The 16,315-nt window shown below is 38.6% G+C and carries 18 protein-coding genes and 4 tRNA genes; 8 read left to right on the forward strand and 14 right to left on the reverse strand.

Annotation, left to right across the window (positions count from 1 at the left end):
* Nucleotides 1-287: 287 nt before the first annotated feature.
* From GJV03_RS16825 to GJV03_RS16835, 3 genes are read left to right on the forward strand one after another with little or no spacing between them, the layout of a single operon-like run.
* Nucleotides 288-695, forward strand: coding sequence for a YfiR family protein (locus GJV03_RS16825; protein WP_227504303.1), 408 nt, complete (start codon nt 288-290; stop codon nt 693-695).
* 4 nt (nt 696-699) lie between these two features.
* The gene (locus tag GJV03_RS16830; RefSeq protein ID WP_151958163.1) at nt 700-1,917 is read left to right on the forward strand and encodes a sensor domain-containing diguanylate cyclase; all 1,218 of its coding nucleotides are present in this window, start codon (nt 700-702) and stop codon (nt 1,915-1,917) included.
* A 15-nt stretch (nt 1,918-1,932) separates the two neighbouring features.
* Nucleotides 1,933-2,412 carry an OmpA family protein gene (locus GJV03_RS16835; RefSeq protein ID WP_004723848.1) on the forward strand — a complete coding sequence of 160 codons (480 nt, stop codon included), beginning with the start codon at nt 1,933-1,935 and terminating at the stop codon, nt 2,410-2,412.
* Nucleotides 2,413-2,555: 143 nt separating this feature from the next.
* Here the strand turns inward: GJV03_RS16835 and GJV03_RS16840 are convergent.
* From GJV03_RS16840 to secA, 8 genes are all read right to left on the reverse strand, one after another.
* Nucleotides 2,556-2,632 (reverse strand) — tRNA-Pro (locus GJV03_RS16840).
* Between the two features lie 23 nt (nt 2,633-2,655).
* Nucleotides 2,656-2,731 (reverse strand) — tRNA-His (locus GJV03_RS16845).
* Between the two features lie 41 nt (nt 2,732-2,772).
* Nucleotides 2,773-2,849: transfer RNA gene (locus tag GJV03_RS16850), tRNA-Arg, on the reverse strand.
* Between the two features lie 45 nt (nt 2,850-2,894).
* Nucleotides 2,895-2,971: transfer RNA gene (locus tag GJV03_RS16855), tRNA-Pro, on the reverse strand.
* Between the two features lie 152 nt (nt 2,972-3,123).
* Nucleotides 3,124-4,191 (reverse strand): quinolinate synthase NadA, encoded by a 1,068-nt coding sequence (gene nadA, locus GJV03_RS16860; RefSeq protein WP_105714422.1) that lies wholly within the window; start codon nt 4,189-4,191, stop codon nt 3,124-3,126.
* A gap of 149 nt (nt 4,192-4,340) precedes the next feature.
* Complete coding sequence (gene argJ, locus GJV03_RS16865; protein ID WP_154130634.1) at nt 4,341-5,561, reverse strand: bifunctional glutamate N-acetyltransferase/amino-acid acetyltransferase ArgJ; 1,221 nt, start codon at nt 5,559-5,561, stop codon at nt 4,341-4,343.
* Between the two features lie 169 nt (nt 5,562-5,730).
* Nucleotides 5,731-6,093: a hypothetical protein gene (locus GJV03_RS16870; protein WP_004817737.1), complete on the reverse strand. Its 363-nt coding sequence runs from the start codon at nt 6,091-6,093 to the stop codon at nt 5,731-5,733.
* Between the two features lie 149 nt (nt 6,094-6,242).
* Nucleotides 6,243-8,960: a preprotein translocase subunit SecA gene (gene secA, locus GJV03_RS16875; protein ID WP_004723952.1), complete on the reverse strand. Its 2,718-nt coding sequence runs from the start codon at nt 8,958-8,960 to the stop codon at nt 6,243-6,245.
* A gap of 336 nt (nt 8,961-9,296) precedes the next feature.
* Between secA and GJV03_RS16880 the strand changes: the two genes are divergently transcribed.
* Nucleotides 9,297-9,935: a peroxiredoxin gene (locus tag GJV03_RS16880; RefSeq protein ID WP_004723953.1), complete on the forward strand. Its 639-nt coding sequence runs from the start codon at nt 9,297-9,299 to the stop codon at nt 9,933-9,935.
* Nucleotides 9,936-10,138: 203 nt separating this feature from the next.
* Here GJV03_RS16880 and lysM read toward each other — a convergent pair whose 3' ends face one another.
* The 6 genes from lysM to GJV03_RS16910 all read right to left on the reverse strand — a co-directional run bounded on the left by lysM (nt 10,139) and on the right by GJV03_RS16910 (nt 13,943).
* On the reverse strand, nt 10,139-10,612 hold the full coding sequence (gene lysM, locus GJV03_RS16885) for a peptidoglycan-binding protein LysM (protein ID WP_004723955.1): 474 nt from the start codon (nt 10,610-10,612) through the stop codon (nt 10,139-10,141).
* Between the two features lie 300 nt (nt 10,613-10,912).
* The gene (gene acpP, locus GJV03_RS16890) at nt 10,913-11,149 is read right to left on the reverse strand and encodes an acyl carrier protein (RefSeq protein WP_004723957.1); all 237 of its coding nucleotides are present in this window, start codon (nt 11,147-11,149) and stop codon (nt 10,913-10,915) included.
* An 86-nt stretch (nt 11,150-11,235) separates the two neighbouring features.
* Complete coding sequence (gene fabG, locus GJV03_RS16895) at nt 11,236-11,970, reverse strand: 3-oxoacyl-ACP reductase FabG (protein WP_004723960.1); 735 nt, start codon at nt 11,968-11,970, stop codon at nt 11,236-11,238.
* Entirely contained in the window at nt 11,967-12,953 is a 987-nt protein-coding gene (gene fabD / locus GJV03_RS16900) for an ACP S-malonyltransferase (RefSeq protein ID WP_154130636.1), read from the reverse strand. The genes fabG and fabD overlap by 4 nt, the downstream gene beginning before the upstream one ends.
* A 166-nt stretch (nt 12,954-13,119) precedes the next feature.
* The gene (gene rpmF, locus GJV03_RS16905) at nt 13,120-13,305 is read right to left on the reverse strand and encodes a 50S ribosomal protein L32 (protein WP_004723964.1); all 186 of its coding nucleotides are present in this window, start codon (nt 13,303-13,305) and stop codon (nt 13,120-13,122) included.
* 74 nt (nt 13,306-13,379) lie between these two features.
* Nucleotides 13,380-13,943, reverse strand: a complete 564-nt coding sequence (locus GJV03_RS16910; RefSeq protein WP_004723966.1) for a YceD family protein — start codon at nt 13,941-13,943, stop codon at nt 13,380-13,382.
* Nucleotides 13,944-14,040: 97 nt separating this feature from the next.
* Between GJV03_RS16910 and GJV03_RS16915 the strand changes: the two genes are divergently transcribed.
* From GJV03_RS16915 to GJV03_RS16930, 4 genes are all read left to right on the forward strand, one after another.
* The gene (locus tag GJV03_RS16915) at nt 14,041-14,703 is read left to right on the forward strand and encodes an elongation factor P hydroxylase (protein ID WP_105714425.1); all 663 of its coding nucleotides are present in this window, start codon (nt 14,041-14,043) and stop codon (nt 14,701-14,703) included.
* 84 nt (nt 14,704-14,787) lie between these two features.
* A complete protein-coding gene (locus GJV03_RS16920; protein WP_004723971.1) occupies nt 14,788-15,405 on the forward strand; it encodes an L-threonylcarbamoyladenylate synthase in 618 nt (205 codons plus the stop codon).
* 66 nt (nt 15,406-15,471) lie between these two features.
* Nucleotides 15,472-15,729, forward strand: a complete 258-nt coding sequence (locus tag GJV03_RS16925; RefSeq protein WP_154130637.1) for a hypothetical protein — start codon at nt 15,472-15,474, stop codon at nt 15,727-15,729.
* Nucleotides 15,730-15,761: 32 nt separating this feature from the next.
* A complete protein-coding gene (locus GJV03_RS16930) occupies nt 15,762-16,217 on the forward strand; it encodes a hypothetical protein (protein WP_154130638.1) in 456 nt (151 codons plus the stop codon).
* Nucleotides 16,218-16,315 lie beyond the last annotated feature (98 nt).

Consider the following 16,315-nt stretch of genomic DNA (forward strand, 5'->3'; position numbering starts at 1 on the left):
ACTTTTTCATCAACTGGACATTTTTTCAACCAAAATAGCAAAAAAAGTCCATTTTTAGCTATTTTTTGCACCATTTTTTCTCATACTAATAAAGCAACTCATGTTTTTATTTAAATTTTAAGCTATTTATATTTGTTTTTTTTCTTTAAACTATTTGAAATAATTTTATCATTTAATAAATTAAGTCGAATATGGCCCGTTTTATAAATAGAAGAAGCTTCTGTTTAGGAATTTTGCTCTTTTGCTGCAACTATTCCTCAGCCAATTCGTCACATAATATTTTCATGATGACTTTATCTATACTAAGTTATGCAAAATGGAACACTCCGAATCCAGAATTATGCGTCGTTGATAATGCATCCTATGCAAACCAATTTTCTGCTTATATCAAATCAAATAAGTCTCCTTTTAATATAAGTGCGATACATTCGGCTGATCTGAAAAATCGTCATTGTGATGCAGTATTTTTTTCCAATACTTCAGCACAAACCGAACAGGCCCTTATTGGGAAATCATTAAATTCATCTATTTTATCGTTTAGCTCAAGTAATTCTGAATGTGAAATTGGCAGCGTTTTTTGCTTATCCACCAACAAAACAGGAAATACTATTTTTAAAGTGAATCTAGATAGTTTAGCTCAGTCTAAAATACATGTTGACCCACGTGTTTTATTGCTGGCAAAGAATTCGGATTAAAATAATGATGAATAAATTTTTTAAATCGAGTTCTCTACAAACATTGTTTCGTAAATCTCAATTTACGACCTTTGCAATCACTTTATTTATTAGTACATCTACTTTTGTCACGATTTCAGTATTTACCGTTGAATCTTATGCGAAACAAAACCTATTATTAATCAGTCGAACCGTGTCTGAACGTGTTCAACCTGCGCTGGTGTTCTCTGATAGAATCGCGATTTCACAAATTATCAATGAATATACCTTCCAACATTCAGTACGTCTGATTGAAGTTTATGACAATCAAGGCCATAAAGTTGCAGAAAGTCTCAAAAATGTTGAACACTATTCTTATATTCAAAACTTTTTTGATCATATCTTTTTAAAAGATGCCATCAAGTTAAACGTCCAACATCAAGGTAAGCTTGTCGGTCAAGTTGTGCTGTATGGAAGTTCCAATGAAATTTTAATGTTTATTTTTAAAATTTTTACCGGCTTAGCGTTTGGCATGCTCTTTATGGTTTTTGCTGTATGGTGGTCAGTAAACTTGACCTATCGCCATATTATGGGTTCTTTTTTACCGATTATACAAATTGCACAACTATTAAGAAATCAAAAGGCATACAACTTAAGATTCCCTAAAAGTGATGTAAAAGAATTTCAAGACTTAAACAGTGTGTTCAACCAACTCTTAGATGAAATTCAATCTTGGCACACCCATCTTCAAAACGAGAATAGTGAACTTTCTTATCAAGTTCAACATGATCATTTAACCGAATTACCTAATCGTAATTATTTTTATCAAGTGTTATGTAATCTATATGAAGACACCAATCAACGTGAAAATTTAGCTTTATTATTTATTGATAATAATAATTTTAAAGCTATTAATGATCAATATGGACATTTGGTCGGTGATGAAGTTTTAAAAGAAATGGCTTCACGATTAAGACGCCATATTCGCCAAGATGATTTTGTCGCGCGTCTTGCAGGAGATGAGTTTGCAATTATTTTACGTTCCATTTCTAAAATTGAACACCTCATCTCTATTGCGGAAAATCTGATTAAATGTTGTGAAGATCCTTTAATCTATAAAGGACAATCGATTTCTTTTAGCTTTAGTATCGGTATTGCCATCTCTAGCCAGGCCTCAAGCCCAGAAGACTTAATTTCTCAAGCAGATCAAGCCATGTACAAAGCAAAATCTTTACAGCATCATTGGTTTATTTACCATTCATAATATTAGGGGGTTTTTATGACTTTAAAAAACGTACAACTTTCTATTCTTGCAATACTCTGCCTAGCACTTACAGGTTGTATGAATCTAGGTGGGTTGAGCTATAAACAAGCTCGTGTACTTAAGAAAGAAGGTTTTGTATTAACGGATGAAGGTTGGAGTTTAGGTCTACCAGAACGTTTATTGTTTGGTTTTAATGAATCAAATATTAATACCGAACGCCAAACTGAATTGGTTCGTTTAGCCACGCAATTAAATAAATATCATCTCGATAAGCTTAAAATTGTAGGTCATACCGATAATATCGGAAATCCTGAATACAATTTAAAATTATCCAAAGAACGCGCTCAAAATGTTTCAAATATATTCATTGAGCAAAAATTTAATCCACAAAATATCCAAGTGATAGGAAAAGGGGCTGACCAGCCACTTAAATCAAATGATTCAGAAGAGAATAAAGCTGAAAACCGTCGTGTTGCGGTGATTATTATTCCTTGATAATCTTCTCTTTATTAAAAAAAGATCTCTACAGAGATCTTTTTTTAGGTCTATAGAATTTGACGCTTCGTTGACAAGCACAAATTTCGGGCATAAAAAAACCGCCTTTAAGCGGATAATTTATATTTAAGCTGATGCTTAAATGGTCGGAGCAGTAGGATTCGAACCTACGACCCCCTGGTCCCAAACCAGGTGCACTACCAGGCTGTGCTATGCTCCGAATTTACAACAAACTTAAGAAATTGGGGTGAATGATGGGGCTCGAACCCACGACAACCGGAATCACAATCCGGGGCTCTACCAACTGAGCTACATCCACCGTCACATTAAGTTTTAGGATCTATAGTATCAAGCAACATATGGTGCGCCTGACAGGATTCGAACCTGTGACCATCCGCTTAGAAGGCGGATGCTCTATCCAACTGAGCTACAGGCGCATGACCAATGATACTAATATCACAGATTAACTTGCCTTGAAGAATTGGTCGGAGCAGTAGGATTCGAACCTACGACCCCCTGGTCCCAAACCAGGTGCACTACCAGGCTGTGCTATGCTCCGTTCATCTCAGCTTTTGTGTATCGCACATCGTGCGGTACGGTGTGCATTCTAGGCGTGACGCCACAAGACGTCAACACCTATCTTGAAAAAAAGTTAAAAAAACACGTCAAATGTATATTAATCAAACATTTCAGATGTTTTTTATACAATTTCTATCGTTTTAATTGAGCACTAAAGTTCAACATACGATCTAAAGGTAATTTAGCACGTTCAGCCAAAGCAGCATCTACGAATATTTCTTGATCGGCCTTTTGCAAAACTGACAAAATACCATCTAATTCATTCATTGCCATCCACGGGCAATGCGCACAAGAACGACAAGTTGCACCCTCACCTGCTGTAGGTGCTTCAATCAAGGTCTTATGCGGTACAGCTTGTTGCATTTTATAGAAAATACCACGGTCTGTAGCCACAATTAGAGTGTCTTGTGGCAATGTTTGAGCTGCTTTGATCAGTTGTGAGGTGCTTCCCACCGCATCCGCAATATCAATCACGGATTCTGGTGACTCAGGATGTACCAATACAGCTGCATTCGGATACAGCGCTTTCATCTTTTCAATACCACGGGCACGAAACTCTTCATGCACGATACAAGCACCATCCCAAAGCAACATATCAGCACCGGTTTTCTTTTGAATATAACGGCCTAAATGTTGATCTGGTGCCCAAATAATTTTCTCGCCCAAACTGTCTAAGTGTTCAATGATCTCTACAGCACAACTTGAAGTCACCACCCAATCTGCACGTGCTTTAACTGCTGCTGAAGTATTGGCATAGACCACAACAGTATGCTCAGGATGCGCATCACAAAATGCGGTAAATTCATCTACAGGACAACCGAGATCAAGCGAACAGGTTGCTTCCAAAGTTGGCATAAGTACTGTTTTTTCAGGAGAAAGAATTTTTGAGGTTTCTCCCATAAATTTAACCCCAGCGACCACCAGAGTAGATGCCTCATGATCACGTCCAAAACGTGCCATTTCCAAAGAATCAGAAACACAACCACCTGTCGCTTCCGCAAGTTCTTGTACATCTGGATCACAATAATAATGTGCCACCAAAACAGCATTGTTTTTTTGCAACTCAGCTTTAATTTGCGCAAACTTCTGCTGTTTTACCGCTGGACTCAGACTATTGTCCTTAGGTTCACCTAAACGATCTAAATGCGCTTGCACAACCGATTTTGCTTCGTTGGCAATTAAATTATTCGCATCATTCATAAGAGGTCTTCTCTTTCCTTGTCGCTGGCATCATGCTAGCGTTTATACACTTGTGAATTGATTGTACGGTTTAGCGCACATAAATTCACCACGAAAAATGTTTTGTTATAAAAAAGCCTCACGAATGAGGCTCCTTAAAAAATCAGCAATTAAGAACGATAGTCCGCATTAATTTTCACATAATCATATGATAGGTCACAAGTATAGACCGTATCTTTGGCCTGCCCTCGACCAAGGTTTACATGAATGGTCATTTCTGTCTGTGACATTACACGCGCACCAGCTTCTTCGGTATAGTCTTCAGCAGCACCACCATCTTTACAAATTTGCACGTCGTCTAACAAGACTTGAATTTTTTCAACATCCAAATCTTTCACGCCAGCATAACCAATCGCAGCAAGGATACGCCCCCAGTTTGGATCAGACGCAAAAATTGCCGTTTTGACCAATGGTGAATGGGCAATGCTATAAGCAATATCACAACATTCTTGTGTGTCGTTTCCACCGTCAACCATGATAGTAATGAATTTGGTTGCCCCTTCTCCATCACGAATAATCAGTTGTGCCAAACGCTTCATCACACGCGATAAAACATCCAAGACCACCGTATAGCGTGCATCATCTTCACTGCTAATTTCTACACCACCAGCCATGCCTGTTGCAGCAAAGATGCATGAATCATTGGTAGAAGTATCACCATCCACAGTAATTCGGTTAAATGATTGGTCTGCGCTAATTTTTAACATTTTTTGCACAAGATTTCGTGCAATTGGCGCATCGGTTGCAACAAAACTCAGCATGGTCGCCATATTTGGGCGAATCATGCCTGCACCTTTAGAAATCCCAGTCATTGTATACGTTATACCATCAAGCTCGAACTGTTCTGAGGCACCTTTTGGTGTGGTATCTGTGGTCATGATCCCAGTCGCAGCGTCCGGCCATGAAGCGTCATTCAAACTATTTAGTGCAGGCTGTAAACCTTGCGTTAAACGCTCAATGGGCAGTTGTTCGCCAATGACCCCTGTAGAGAATGGCAATACCTCAAATTCTTCTACCTGCGCTAACTCAGCAAGCTTTAAACAGGTCAATTGTGCATTTTGCATGCCCAATTTGCCTGTACCTGCATTAGCATTCCCAGTATTGATGACCAAATAGCGTGGATTGGCTTGTGCTAAATGCGCTTTCGACACATGAACTGGCGCTGCGCAAAATGCATTTTGGGTAAATACACCTGCAACATTGGTACCTTGTGCAAATTCAAAAATAACTAAATCTCGTCGATTTGGATAACGGACATACGCCTCAGCAGAGCCAATTTTTACACCTTGTACCACATGCATATGCGGCATAGACACGTCACCAACAGCCATTTTCAAATGTCCACATGAATTAGAATGAAAACACAGCTTATTAGAATTCTCTATAAAAATCGAGCTTATTAAAATGCTTATTTATTTTTACTATAAGAAAAGCTTATTCATTTGAATATAAAATAAAAAAGCCAGTAAATATACTGGCTTTCATCACATCATTAATACCTTACTGTTGAACAGCAGTCGTGGTATCCGCAGCCAATAATGCTTGCTTTACTTTTTCTTGACTAGATACTGACAACGCTGGATTTGAAGCAACAACGCGATTAACCGTAGCAGGTGTTACCGCTGCAATCGCCGCAGTTTTTAAAATAATTGGGCGTCCGCCTGTATTCCCTAAAGTATAACGAATACCGGTACGTGGACTGATTACAGTCGTAGTTTCATTTTTTACTTCTGCTTGGGCTGTCACTGCGCCTGTAGCAGCTTGTACTTTTTCCACTGTCGTCGTTTGTGGTGCCGTATCTGCAAATGCCAATGCTGGAACTGCTAAAGTTGCAACAAATAAAGGTTTTAATAATTTTTTCATTATCTTCCCAAAGATCTTTTCCAATTGAGCAACTTAATACCACTTAATCACATTTCCTGCAATAAAAATTAACGCATGGTAATAACTTGTAAAAAAAGCAGAACAATTGTTCTGCTTTTTTGTAACACTTTCAGGGTCTATTCACTCAATTAGATTTTGCCGTGACATTGTTTGTATTTCAAACCTGAACCACAAGGACAAGGTGCATTACGGCTTTCTGGAGCTACAACCTCATCACTATGAGTGAATTGTGCATCAACAATCTCATTACTTACCGTACCGCTTAAGCCATCCACTTCATCATGTGCGAAGTTAAGACGCATAGATTCAGCTTGAGCCTGTTGTTGAGCTTCCATTTCAGCAAGCTCTTCAGGTGTTGGGATATGCACACGAGAAATATCAGTAACCACGTCTGACTTAATCACACCCAACATATTGACGAATAAATTGAAGGCTTCCTTCTTATATTCTTGTTCAGGGTTCTTTTGTGCATAACCACGTAAGTGAATCCCTTGACGCAAATAATCCATCGCAGCCAAATGGTCTTTCCAATGACGATCTAAAGAACCCAGCATGAAGTGACGTTCAAGTGTCGCAGCAGTATCATCACCCATCTGTTCACGACGATTACGGTAACGTGTAACGATCTCATCAGAAATACGTTCAACCAAGGCTTCTTCATCTAGACGACGATCTTCTTCCAACCATTGATTTACAGGAAGATTAATGCCTAAGTCTTCATTCAATGCATTTTCAAGCCCTTGAATATCCCATTGATCATGAATTGATTCAGGTGGAATATAGGTTTCGATTAAGCCTTTTACGACTTCACGATGCATTTCTTCAATATAATCTTGAAGTGAGCTTTCTTCTAAAATTTCATCACGTTGAGAGTAAATAATTTTACGTTGTTCGTTATTTACATCATCGTATTTCAATAAGTTTTTACGAATATCGAAGTTACGTGCTTCAACTTTACGCTGTGCATTTTCAATAGAACGCGACACCATTTTATGTTCAATGGCTTCATTCTCTTGTAGTCCCATCGCACGCATCATTGCAACAACACGATCACCTGCGAAGATACGCATCAAATCATCTTCTAATGACAAGAAGAAACGTGAAACACCTGGGTCACCTTGACGACCAGAACGACCACGCAACTGGTTATCAATACGACGTGATTCATGACGTTCAGAACCGATGATGTGTAAACCACCTGAACTCAACACCATTTCATTGTTTTGTTCCCATTCTGCTTTAAGACGAGCTTCATCTTCCGCAGTATGGTTTTCAATTTTGGCAAGTTTTGCTTTCCAGTTACCACCAAGCAAAATATCGGTACCACGACCTGCCATATTGGTTGCAATGGTCACTGCACGCGGTGAACCCGCTTGGGCAATAATGTCTGCTTCACGCTCATGTTGTTTAGCGTTCAAGACTTCATGGGTAATTCCCGCATCTCGTAACTTATCAGATAAAATTTCTGAAGCCTCAATGGTTGCAGTACCAATCAAGATAGGCGCAACACCTGCTTCATGAATTTTCTGAATTTCTTCAATAATTGCGTTGTATTTACCATTACGGTTTAAATAAATTAAATCGTTTTGGTCATTACGAATCATCGGACGATGGGTTGGAATAAGCACAACATCCAAACCATAAATTTCTTTCATTTCCGCAGCTTCAGTATCAGCAGTACCTGTCATCCCTGAAAGCTTTTTGTATAAACGGAAATAGTTCTGGAATGTGGTTGTTGCTAAAGTTTGGTTTTCAGGTTGAACTTCGAGTGCTTCTTTGGCTTCAACAGCTTGGTGCAAACCTTCAGACCAACGACGACCTGGCATAGTACGACCAGTATTCTCATCGACAATGATTACTTCACCATCATGTACAATGTAGTGAACATTACGTTGATACAGGAAATGTGCACGAATTGCAGCAGACACGTGATGAACGAGGTTTAGATTTGATGGTGAATATAAGCTTTCGCCTTCAGCCAATAAACCCATTTTAATCAATTCATCTTCAACAGTTTCATAACCGACTTCAGTCATTTCAACTTGACGTTGCTTTTCATCAATCCAGAAATGACCGCCATCTGCGACTTTTTCTTCTTTTTGAGCATGCAACTTTGGTGGAATACTATTGATTGCAACATAAAGCTGTGATGAGTCATCACTTTGACCAGAAATGATCAACGGTGTACGTGCTTCATCGATCAAGATCGAATCGACCTCATCGATAATCGCATAAATCAAACCACGTTGCTTTTTCTCTGCCATAGAGAAAACCATGTTATCGCGCAGATAATCGAAACCAAATTCATTATTGGTACCGTAAGTAATATCTGAACGATATGCCTCAGCTTTCTCTATTGGTGATTGCATCGAATAGATTACACCAACGCTTAAGCCCAAGAACTCATAAAGCGGACGGTTTAATTCAGCATCACGTTGTGCCAAGTAATCGTTGACCGTGATGACATGAACACCTTGCTCACTAATTGCATTTAAATATACAGCCAAAGTACCCATCAGGGTTTTACCTTCACCTGTACGCATTTCTGCAATTTTTCCTTCATGCAAAGTAATACCACCAATGAGCTGCACATCATAATGACGCATACCCATGACACGTTTTGCTGCTTCACGACACACCGCAAACGCTTCTGGCATTAATTTATCTAGGCTTTCACCTTTCTTATATCTTTGTTTGAATTCTTCAGTTTTTGCAGATAAGTCTGCATCGCTGAGTGCAGATGTCGTCGGCTCGAGCGCATTGATCTTATCGACAATTTTACGCATACGTTTTAGTTCGCGCTCGTTTTTAGTACCGAAGATTCCTCCGATCAGACTTGCCAACATATAAACTCTCTAAATCTTTGTGAAATAAATTTTTCTCAGACGATATTATGGTGGTAGAAATTTGAAGTACAAGGGTTTTGCACAAATCCAATCAAAAAAATCTGACGATTAGTTCTAGCACGTATCAGCTAAGGCGCATTAATGTAGCAAATTTAACCGATATTTGCAGTGAGGTAGAGATCAATTATATGTTTTTTTTCATATGCTTCTTTTATTAATATCTATTTTCTTCATAAAGAAATACAAAAACACTATTTTTAATTATAAAAAAACTGGGTAATAGTAGTTTGGACGAGCCAAATAACAAACAACATTTTTAAATATTGAGGTTTCAAAATGACTTTACGATTAGGTGACATTGCACCAGATTTCACTCAGGAATCTAGTGAAGGTCCAATTAAGTTTTATGATTACTTGGGCGACAGTTGGGGTGTTTTATTCTCACACCCTGCTGATTATACGCCAGTATGTACCACTGAGCTGGGCTATACCGCAAAACTAAAAGATGAGTTTGAACAGCGTGGGGTAAAAGCCATTGCCCTTTCAGTCGATGATGTTGAATCACATAAAGGTTGGATCAACGACATCAATGAAACGCAAAATACTACTGTAAACTTCCCAATCATTGCAGACAAAGATCGTAAGGTGTCAACGCTGTATGATTTCATTCATCCAAATGCCAGTGAAACGCTCACCGTACGTTCTTTAATTATTATTGATCCCAATAAGAAAGTTCGCTTAATCATTACTTACCCTGCATCAACTGGACGTAATTTTAAAGAAATTCTACGTGTGATTGATTCATTACAACTGACTGACAATTATAAAGTTGCCACACCTGCAAACTGGCAAGATGGTGAAGATGTTGTCATCGTCCCGTCGATCAAAGATGAAGCGGAGCTTAAAGAACGCTTCCCAAAAGGTTATACGGCGGTTAAGCCTTATCTTCGTCTTACCCCACAACCCAATAAATAATATGCAATATTGATTTTTTAGATTAGAGCTAACTAACTTCAAAAGATCACATCCAAACTTGATGTGGTCTTTTTTTAATATCTACTGATTGCAACGAAACTCTTTTCCCTCTGCAAAACACACCAAATACTAAAATAAAAGCAAAATCATTTAAAAAAAAGGCACCAAAGTGCCTTTTATGATCAAAGATCAGCGAACAAATGTTATGCAGGAATACGTAAAACTTGTCCTGGGAAAATATCATCCGCATTTTTTAACAATGGGCGGTTCGCTTCAAAAATTTTATTATATTGGTTGGCATCACCATAAAATTCTTTTGAAATTTTAGACAAATTATCGCCTGATTTAACCGTATAGAACTTACTTTCAGGCTCAGGTGTTGCAACTGTCATTTGATCATCAACTTGCGCCACATGGTCAATATTCCCCACAGCAAGAATGATTTTCTCTTTATCTGCCTGAGTTTGTACCTGACCGTGAATCGTGGCCAAATCAGAAGTACCATTATAACTTACCGAAAGCCCTGTTACTGGCAAGCCTAACGCTTTAATGTGCCCCAATAACTTATTGGCAATTTCTTGTGCAGACGGTTCTGCTGGCGTTGCTGGTGCTGCTTGTGGCTCAGCTGGTGCGGTATTTTTCTTGCCAATTCCTTTAATAAAATCAAAAAGACCCATATGTCGTACTCCATATCATTATTGAAAGTTGTTTTACTGTGAATGTATTACTGTGAACTGTTATACAAATTTAAGAACTCTATTTTTATAGCGAAAAAGCGTCGGAGTGTGCGTTGTCATTGGTGATAAAAAGGTAACGGTATGTAACCAATGTTTTTGATTTTAAACTTATTTAGTTGCTTTTTAGGTTAAGGCATTGCCAAGCAAACATTCACTCAATACAGCTATATTCAGGCATAAAAAAACCACCTAAAGGTGGTCTTTTTACGTATAACAACAACGTGCTATACAATCAACACATTAACCAAGTTTTTTAGTTACATAGTCGATAGCTGATTGAACAGTTGTGATTTCGTTAGAATCTTCATCTGGAATAGTGATGTCGAAGTCATTTTCGAAAGACATAACAAGTTCTACTAGGTCTAGAGAATCAGCACCCAAATCATCCATGAAAGATGCTTCGTTTTTGATTTCTTCAGCTTTGATACCTAATTGTTCTGCAACAGCTTGTTTAATGCGTTGTTCGATATCGCTCACAGGAATTCTCCTCATTGCTTGTGGCGGCTTTTAATTGCCTGATAGTTTAATTGAATATTTACTTTTTTCAAAGTTTATACATCGCATTACGCCATGTATAAACCACCATTTACGTGTAATACTGTGCCTGTAATGTAACTGGCTTTGTCAGAAGCCAAAAAACTTACTGCATTTGCAATATCTTCTGGTTGACCAAATCGGTTTAACGCAACTTGATCACTCATTTTTTTGCGAATATCTTCACTTAACTGCTCAGTCATTTCTGTTGCGATAAAACCAGGCGCAATACAGTTAACTGTAATCTGACGGCTTCCCATTTCTTTTGCAAGACTGCGACTGAAAGCCTCAATCCCTGCTTTTGCAGCAGAATAGTTGGCTTGTCCTGGGTTAGCAAAATGCGCAACAACAGAACTGATATTGATAATGCGTCCAAAGCGAGCTTTGGTCATACCTTTCAATACACGTTTAGATAAGCGGAATACAGCTTTAAGATGAATATTGAGAATATCGTCCCAATCATCTTCAGACATACGTAACAATAAATTGTCTTTGGTAATCCCTGCATTGTTCACAAGTATCATCACTGAACCATATTTTTGTTCAATGTCAGATACCAATGCATCAATTGCAGCACCATCACGTACATCAAGTAATGCACCAGCACCGTTTTCAGCAAAAACTGTTGAAAGTTTTTCTGCGCCCGCTGCTGATGTTGCCGTACCTACAACAAAATAACCGTCTTGAATCAATTGCTGAGCGATGGCAGCACCAATCCCTCGGCTCGCGCCTGTCACTAATGCGACTTTGCGTTCTTGTGTCATGCAATTTTCCCTTCAGCCACTAAGATAGCATTCAGTGCATCTTCCATACGACTTTGTGTATCGAGTGGAAATGCTTTTTCGATATTTGGTAAACGTTTTGCTAAATTCGCCAATACATTACCTGGACCACATTCAGCAACATACTGAATACCTTGGTCTTGGATGAATTGCATGGTTTTAGTCCACTGTACTGACTGATACAGTTGCGCCGTTAATGCTAAGCGTAATTGGCTTGTATCTGTCGCGATTCCAGCATTGACATTTTGTATTACAGGAATACTTGGTAGCTCAATGGCAGTTTGTTCCAAAGCTTCTGCAAACTGTTCGGCAGCAGGTTTCATTAGAGAACAATGTGATGGTACAGATACAGGTAATGCAATTGCTTTACCGCCGTTTTCTTTGGCAACAGTCATGACAGCTTCGACTAGAGTTTTGTCTCCTGCGATAACAACTTGGCCTTGTGCATTATAGTTTGCAGCTTCAACAGAACCACGGCCTTGCACATTGGCTTGCTCGCACAGTTCAAGTACTTTCGCGTCATCTAGACCGAGAATAGCCGCCATCGCGCCTTGCCCCTGAGGCACAGCACTTTGCATCAATTTACCGCGTAAATTTACCAACTTGACTGCATCTGCCAAAGTCATCGACTCTGCAGCAACTAAAGCACTGTATTCGCCTAATGAATGACCTGCGAGGTATTTTGGCGCAACACCACCAAGATCTAACCATACACGCCATAAAGCAATACTTGCTGTCAATAAAACAGGTTGAGTATTTTCAGTTTGATCTAAACCTTCACCGCTTTGTGCAATGTGCCATAAATCAAAACCGATGGCATCTGATGCTTCAGTAAAGGTTTCTTGTACACCACTAAACTGTTCTGCAAGTTCAGCAAGCATACCCACTTTTTGTGAACCTTGACCTGGAAACAAAAATGCAGTTTTTGTTGCTTGAGCTGCTTGTTCGAGTCGTTTGGCAGACATATAAAAAGTCCCTTATTTAATCTTGATCGTTTCCGATGGCGCAATTTTACATTAAAAAAAAATTTATTTAATTGCGAAATACAACAAAAAACCCAGTCATTGAAAACAAAAAAAGGGAGCTTTCGCTCCCATTTTTTTACTAAGCTTGCGCTTAATAGTTCACCAATTATTCAGCATCAGCTGCTTTAGCGAATAATTGACGACCACGGTAGAAACCATCTTTAGTCACGTGGTGACGACGGTGAGTTTCACCAGTAGTTTGGTCTACAGTTAATGCATTCTCGGTTAAAGCGTCATGTGAACGGCGCATGTCACGGCGAGAGCGACTTTTACGGTTTTGCTGAACGGCCATGATGGCTCCTTACAAATCGAAAAAATGGATCAGAACAAATTCGGTTGTCTTAACTTAACAGTATAACACAAAATTTAGTTAAGTTTACCCTTCAAACCTGCCAAAACTTCAAACGGATTATCCCGTTTTTCTTCAACAGTGTCCTGAACGGCTGGTTGATGCTTATGTTCACAAGCGTCATGCTTAGGAGACAGAGGCATCAACAATAACAATTCATCTTCTAAAAGTGCAAGTAAATCAACAGTCGAAGGAGTATTGGTTAAATAATCCCCTTTAATTGTTGCTTCACTTTCACCTAGTACGATGAAATCAGCATCCTCATCCAAGCGCTCTATCAGTGACTCATCATCTATTAAAGCCAAATGGAAGTCAGAAACTAGCGTAATTTCAACAGAATCCAGACAACGCTGACATTCCATTGGAACTTTAGTATCTACATGACCATCTAGCCAAACAATACGATGATACGCATCCATTGATAGCTTACAGTCTATATTGATCAATTGATCATCAATTGATCCAACAGCTTCACGGGAAATACGAACAAAGCGAGACAATGGCAGGGTACCTGACCATGTAAAGCCTTGTTCAGCCCATTTAAACGGCTCTATCTGTGCCGGAAAGGTATTTGCTGACATAATTAAGGCGGCAATTCTACAAATTCATAGGTACTCTGTCAAAGATTAAGATACAATTTTGTACTTATTTAGACAGATCTCTTGAGTAATACAAGCCATGCATCAGTTGCAGCCGCAACCTGAAGTCACTACTTCATTACAATTCAATACGCATTTAACTTCTGAAAACACATTGCAAGCCACCGATGTGCAACGCTTATCATGGGCTAACTTACAAACAGAAGTGCAACACGTTGATTGGCTTATCTTACACTTTAATCACTGGTTTTCCCACTTAAATGTGACGCTTGTTCGTGGTGATTTTGAACCAGAGTATTTCCCTGCTAGCGAACACAGCCCTGCCCGTATTCAGTTTGCGCATGGTTTTTTCAACAGCGCTCTGCACGAAATTAGTCATTGGAGCATTGCCGGAGAACAGCGCCGTTTATTGCCTGATCTCGGTTATTGGTATGCACCCGATGGTCGTACAGCTGAACAGCAAGCCTTATTTGAGCAGGTTGAAATCAAGCCTCAAGCCATTGAATGGTTATTTTCCAAAGCATTTGGACGAAAATTTCGAGTTTCGCTGGATAATCTGACTGGTGAAGGTGGTGACGGCTCGACATTTAAAGACAATGTTTATGCACAAGTTCAGGATTTTTTTTCGGGTAAAACCAAACTTCCACGCGATGCAAAGCACTTCATTCAGTGTATTTGTCTATGTACTCGAGGTGGCAAAACATTACAAAGCACTGAATTTAATCGTAACGATCTTGATTAAACCCGTAATTTTTTTAAAACATTGATTGCAACGATTTACTTTCCCAAGTAATAATTGAATTAACAATAAATCAGGAGAATAAATATGCTGCATTTAAGAGTACATCCTGACAATCCTCAACCACGTTTAATCAGCCAAGCAGTCGAAAGAATTCGAGCAGGTGATGTTGTGGTTTACCCAACTGATGCGGCTTATGCAATCGGCTGTCAGATTGGAAATAAAAGTGCAATGGAGCGTATTGCTCAGATCCGCGGTCTAGGGGCAAAGCATCAATACGCGATTATCTGTGCAGATTTATCTGATATTGCAACCTATGCCAAAGTAGACAATGCAATGTATCGTCTACTTAAAGCCAATACCCCAGCCGTAACCACATATATTTTACCCGCAACCAGTGAAGTTCCGCGACGCTTGATGCATCCCAAGAAAAAAACCATCGGCTTACGTGTTCCAAGTAATCCCGTCTGTCAGATGCTATTAAAAGAGTTGGGAGAACCCTTACTGACCAGTACTTTGATTTTACCTGGTCAAGATGCACCAATGGATGATCCCTACGATATTGAACAATTATTGGAAAAACGTATTGATGTGTTTATTGACAGTGGTTTAGGTACCTTAACCACCACCAGTATCGTTGATTTATCAGGAACGAACCCTGAAATTATCCGTCGTGGTGTAGGCGATGTAAGCGCTTTTGAATAAGTACCGAAATATATTTAATCATTGTTAAGTGATTAAAGAATCAAGGCTTGATAGAAGTAAGATGCGATGGATTTATTCACCACATTATTAAATATTAATAATGTACAAAATGATCAAATTTTATTTGTTGAAAAGCCTTGGACACCGGAATCACAAGTTCGTGTGTTACATGTCTCTTTCGTTAAAAATCCCTTAGCAAAAAACTTTCAGTTCTTTTTAGCAGTCAATGAACTAAAACGTTTGGTCTTGCAGTTTGAAACTCGAAATGTTTGTTTAAGAGAGATGTGCTATTTAATTATCGAACATGCCCTTGAAAAAAATTAAATTATTTAACATCTTTAAAATTAAGATTAAATATGAAAAAAATTCTTTATGTCTTGGTCATTATTCTTGGGGTACTTATCAGCTATCCCTTTATTAAATCACCCAATGTTCATATTTATCATGAACAGCATGAAATCATTTTAGAAAACATTTTCTTGGATGAATATTATTTAGGTTTCAATAAGCTAAAAATTCAATCTATACAAAATCATACCCTTATTTGTGAAATTGAACACTCCCACATGCCTCACCCCGAAGATCAGCAACAGGTTAATACTCATCAAGTAAGCATTCATCAAGCAAATAATAAGCAACAGATCAGGCTCAAAAAAGGGTTCAATGATGAACTGAGTATTTGGGGAAGTGCATTCCAACACCCCACAGCAAAACCGTGTTTATTAAAAAATGAAACTTATATTGTTTCGGTCTGGGGAAACAACGGCTCTGGTTTTTCAACACGTAAACGCTTAAAAATCACCATTCCATGAGCTGTGATTTGAGATCTATCAATTACACAACAATTATATTTTTAGATTGGTATTTTTCTCAATTCAGTTTATAAACAAAGCACAATCCTAAAAACAAA

The sequence above is a fragment of the Acinetobacter sp. RIT698 genome (genome assembly GCF_009668065.1).
Taxonomy (GTDB): Bacteria; Pseudomonadota; Gammaproteobacteria; order Pseudomonadales; family Moraxellaceae; genus Acinetobacter; species Acinetobacter guillouiae.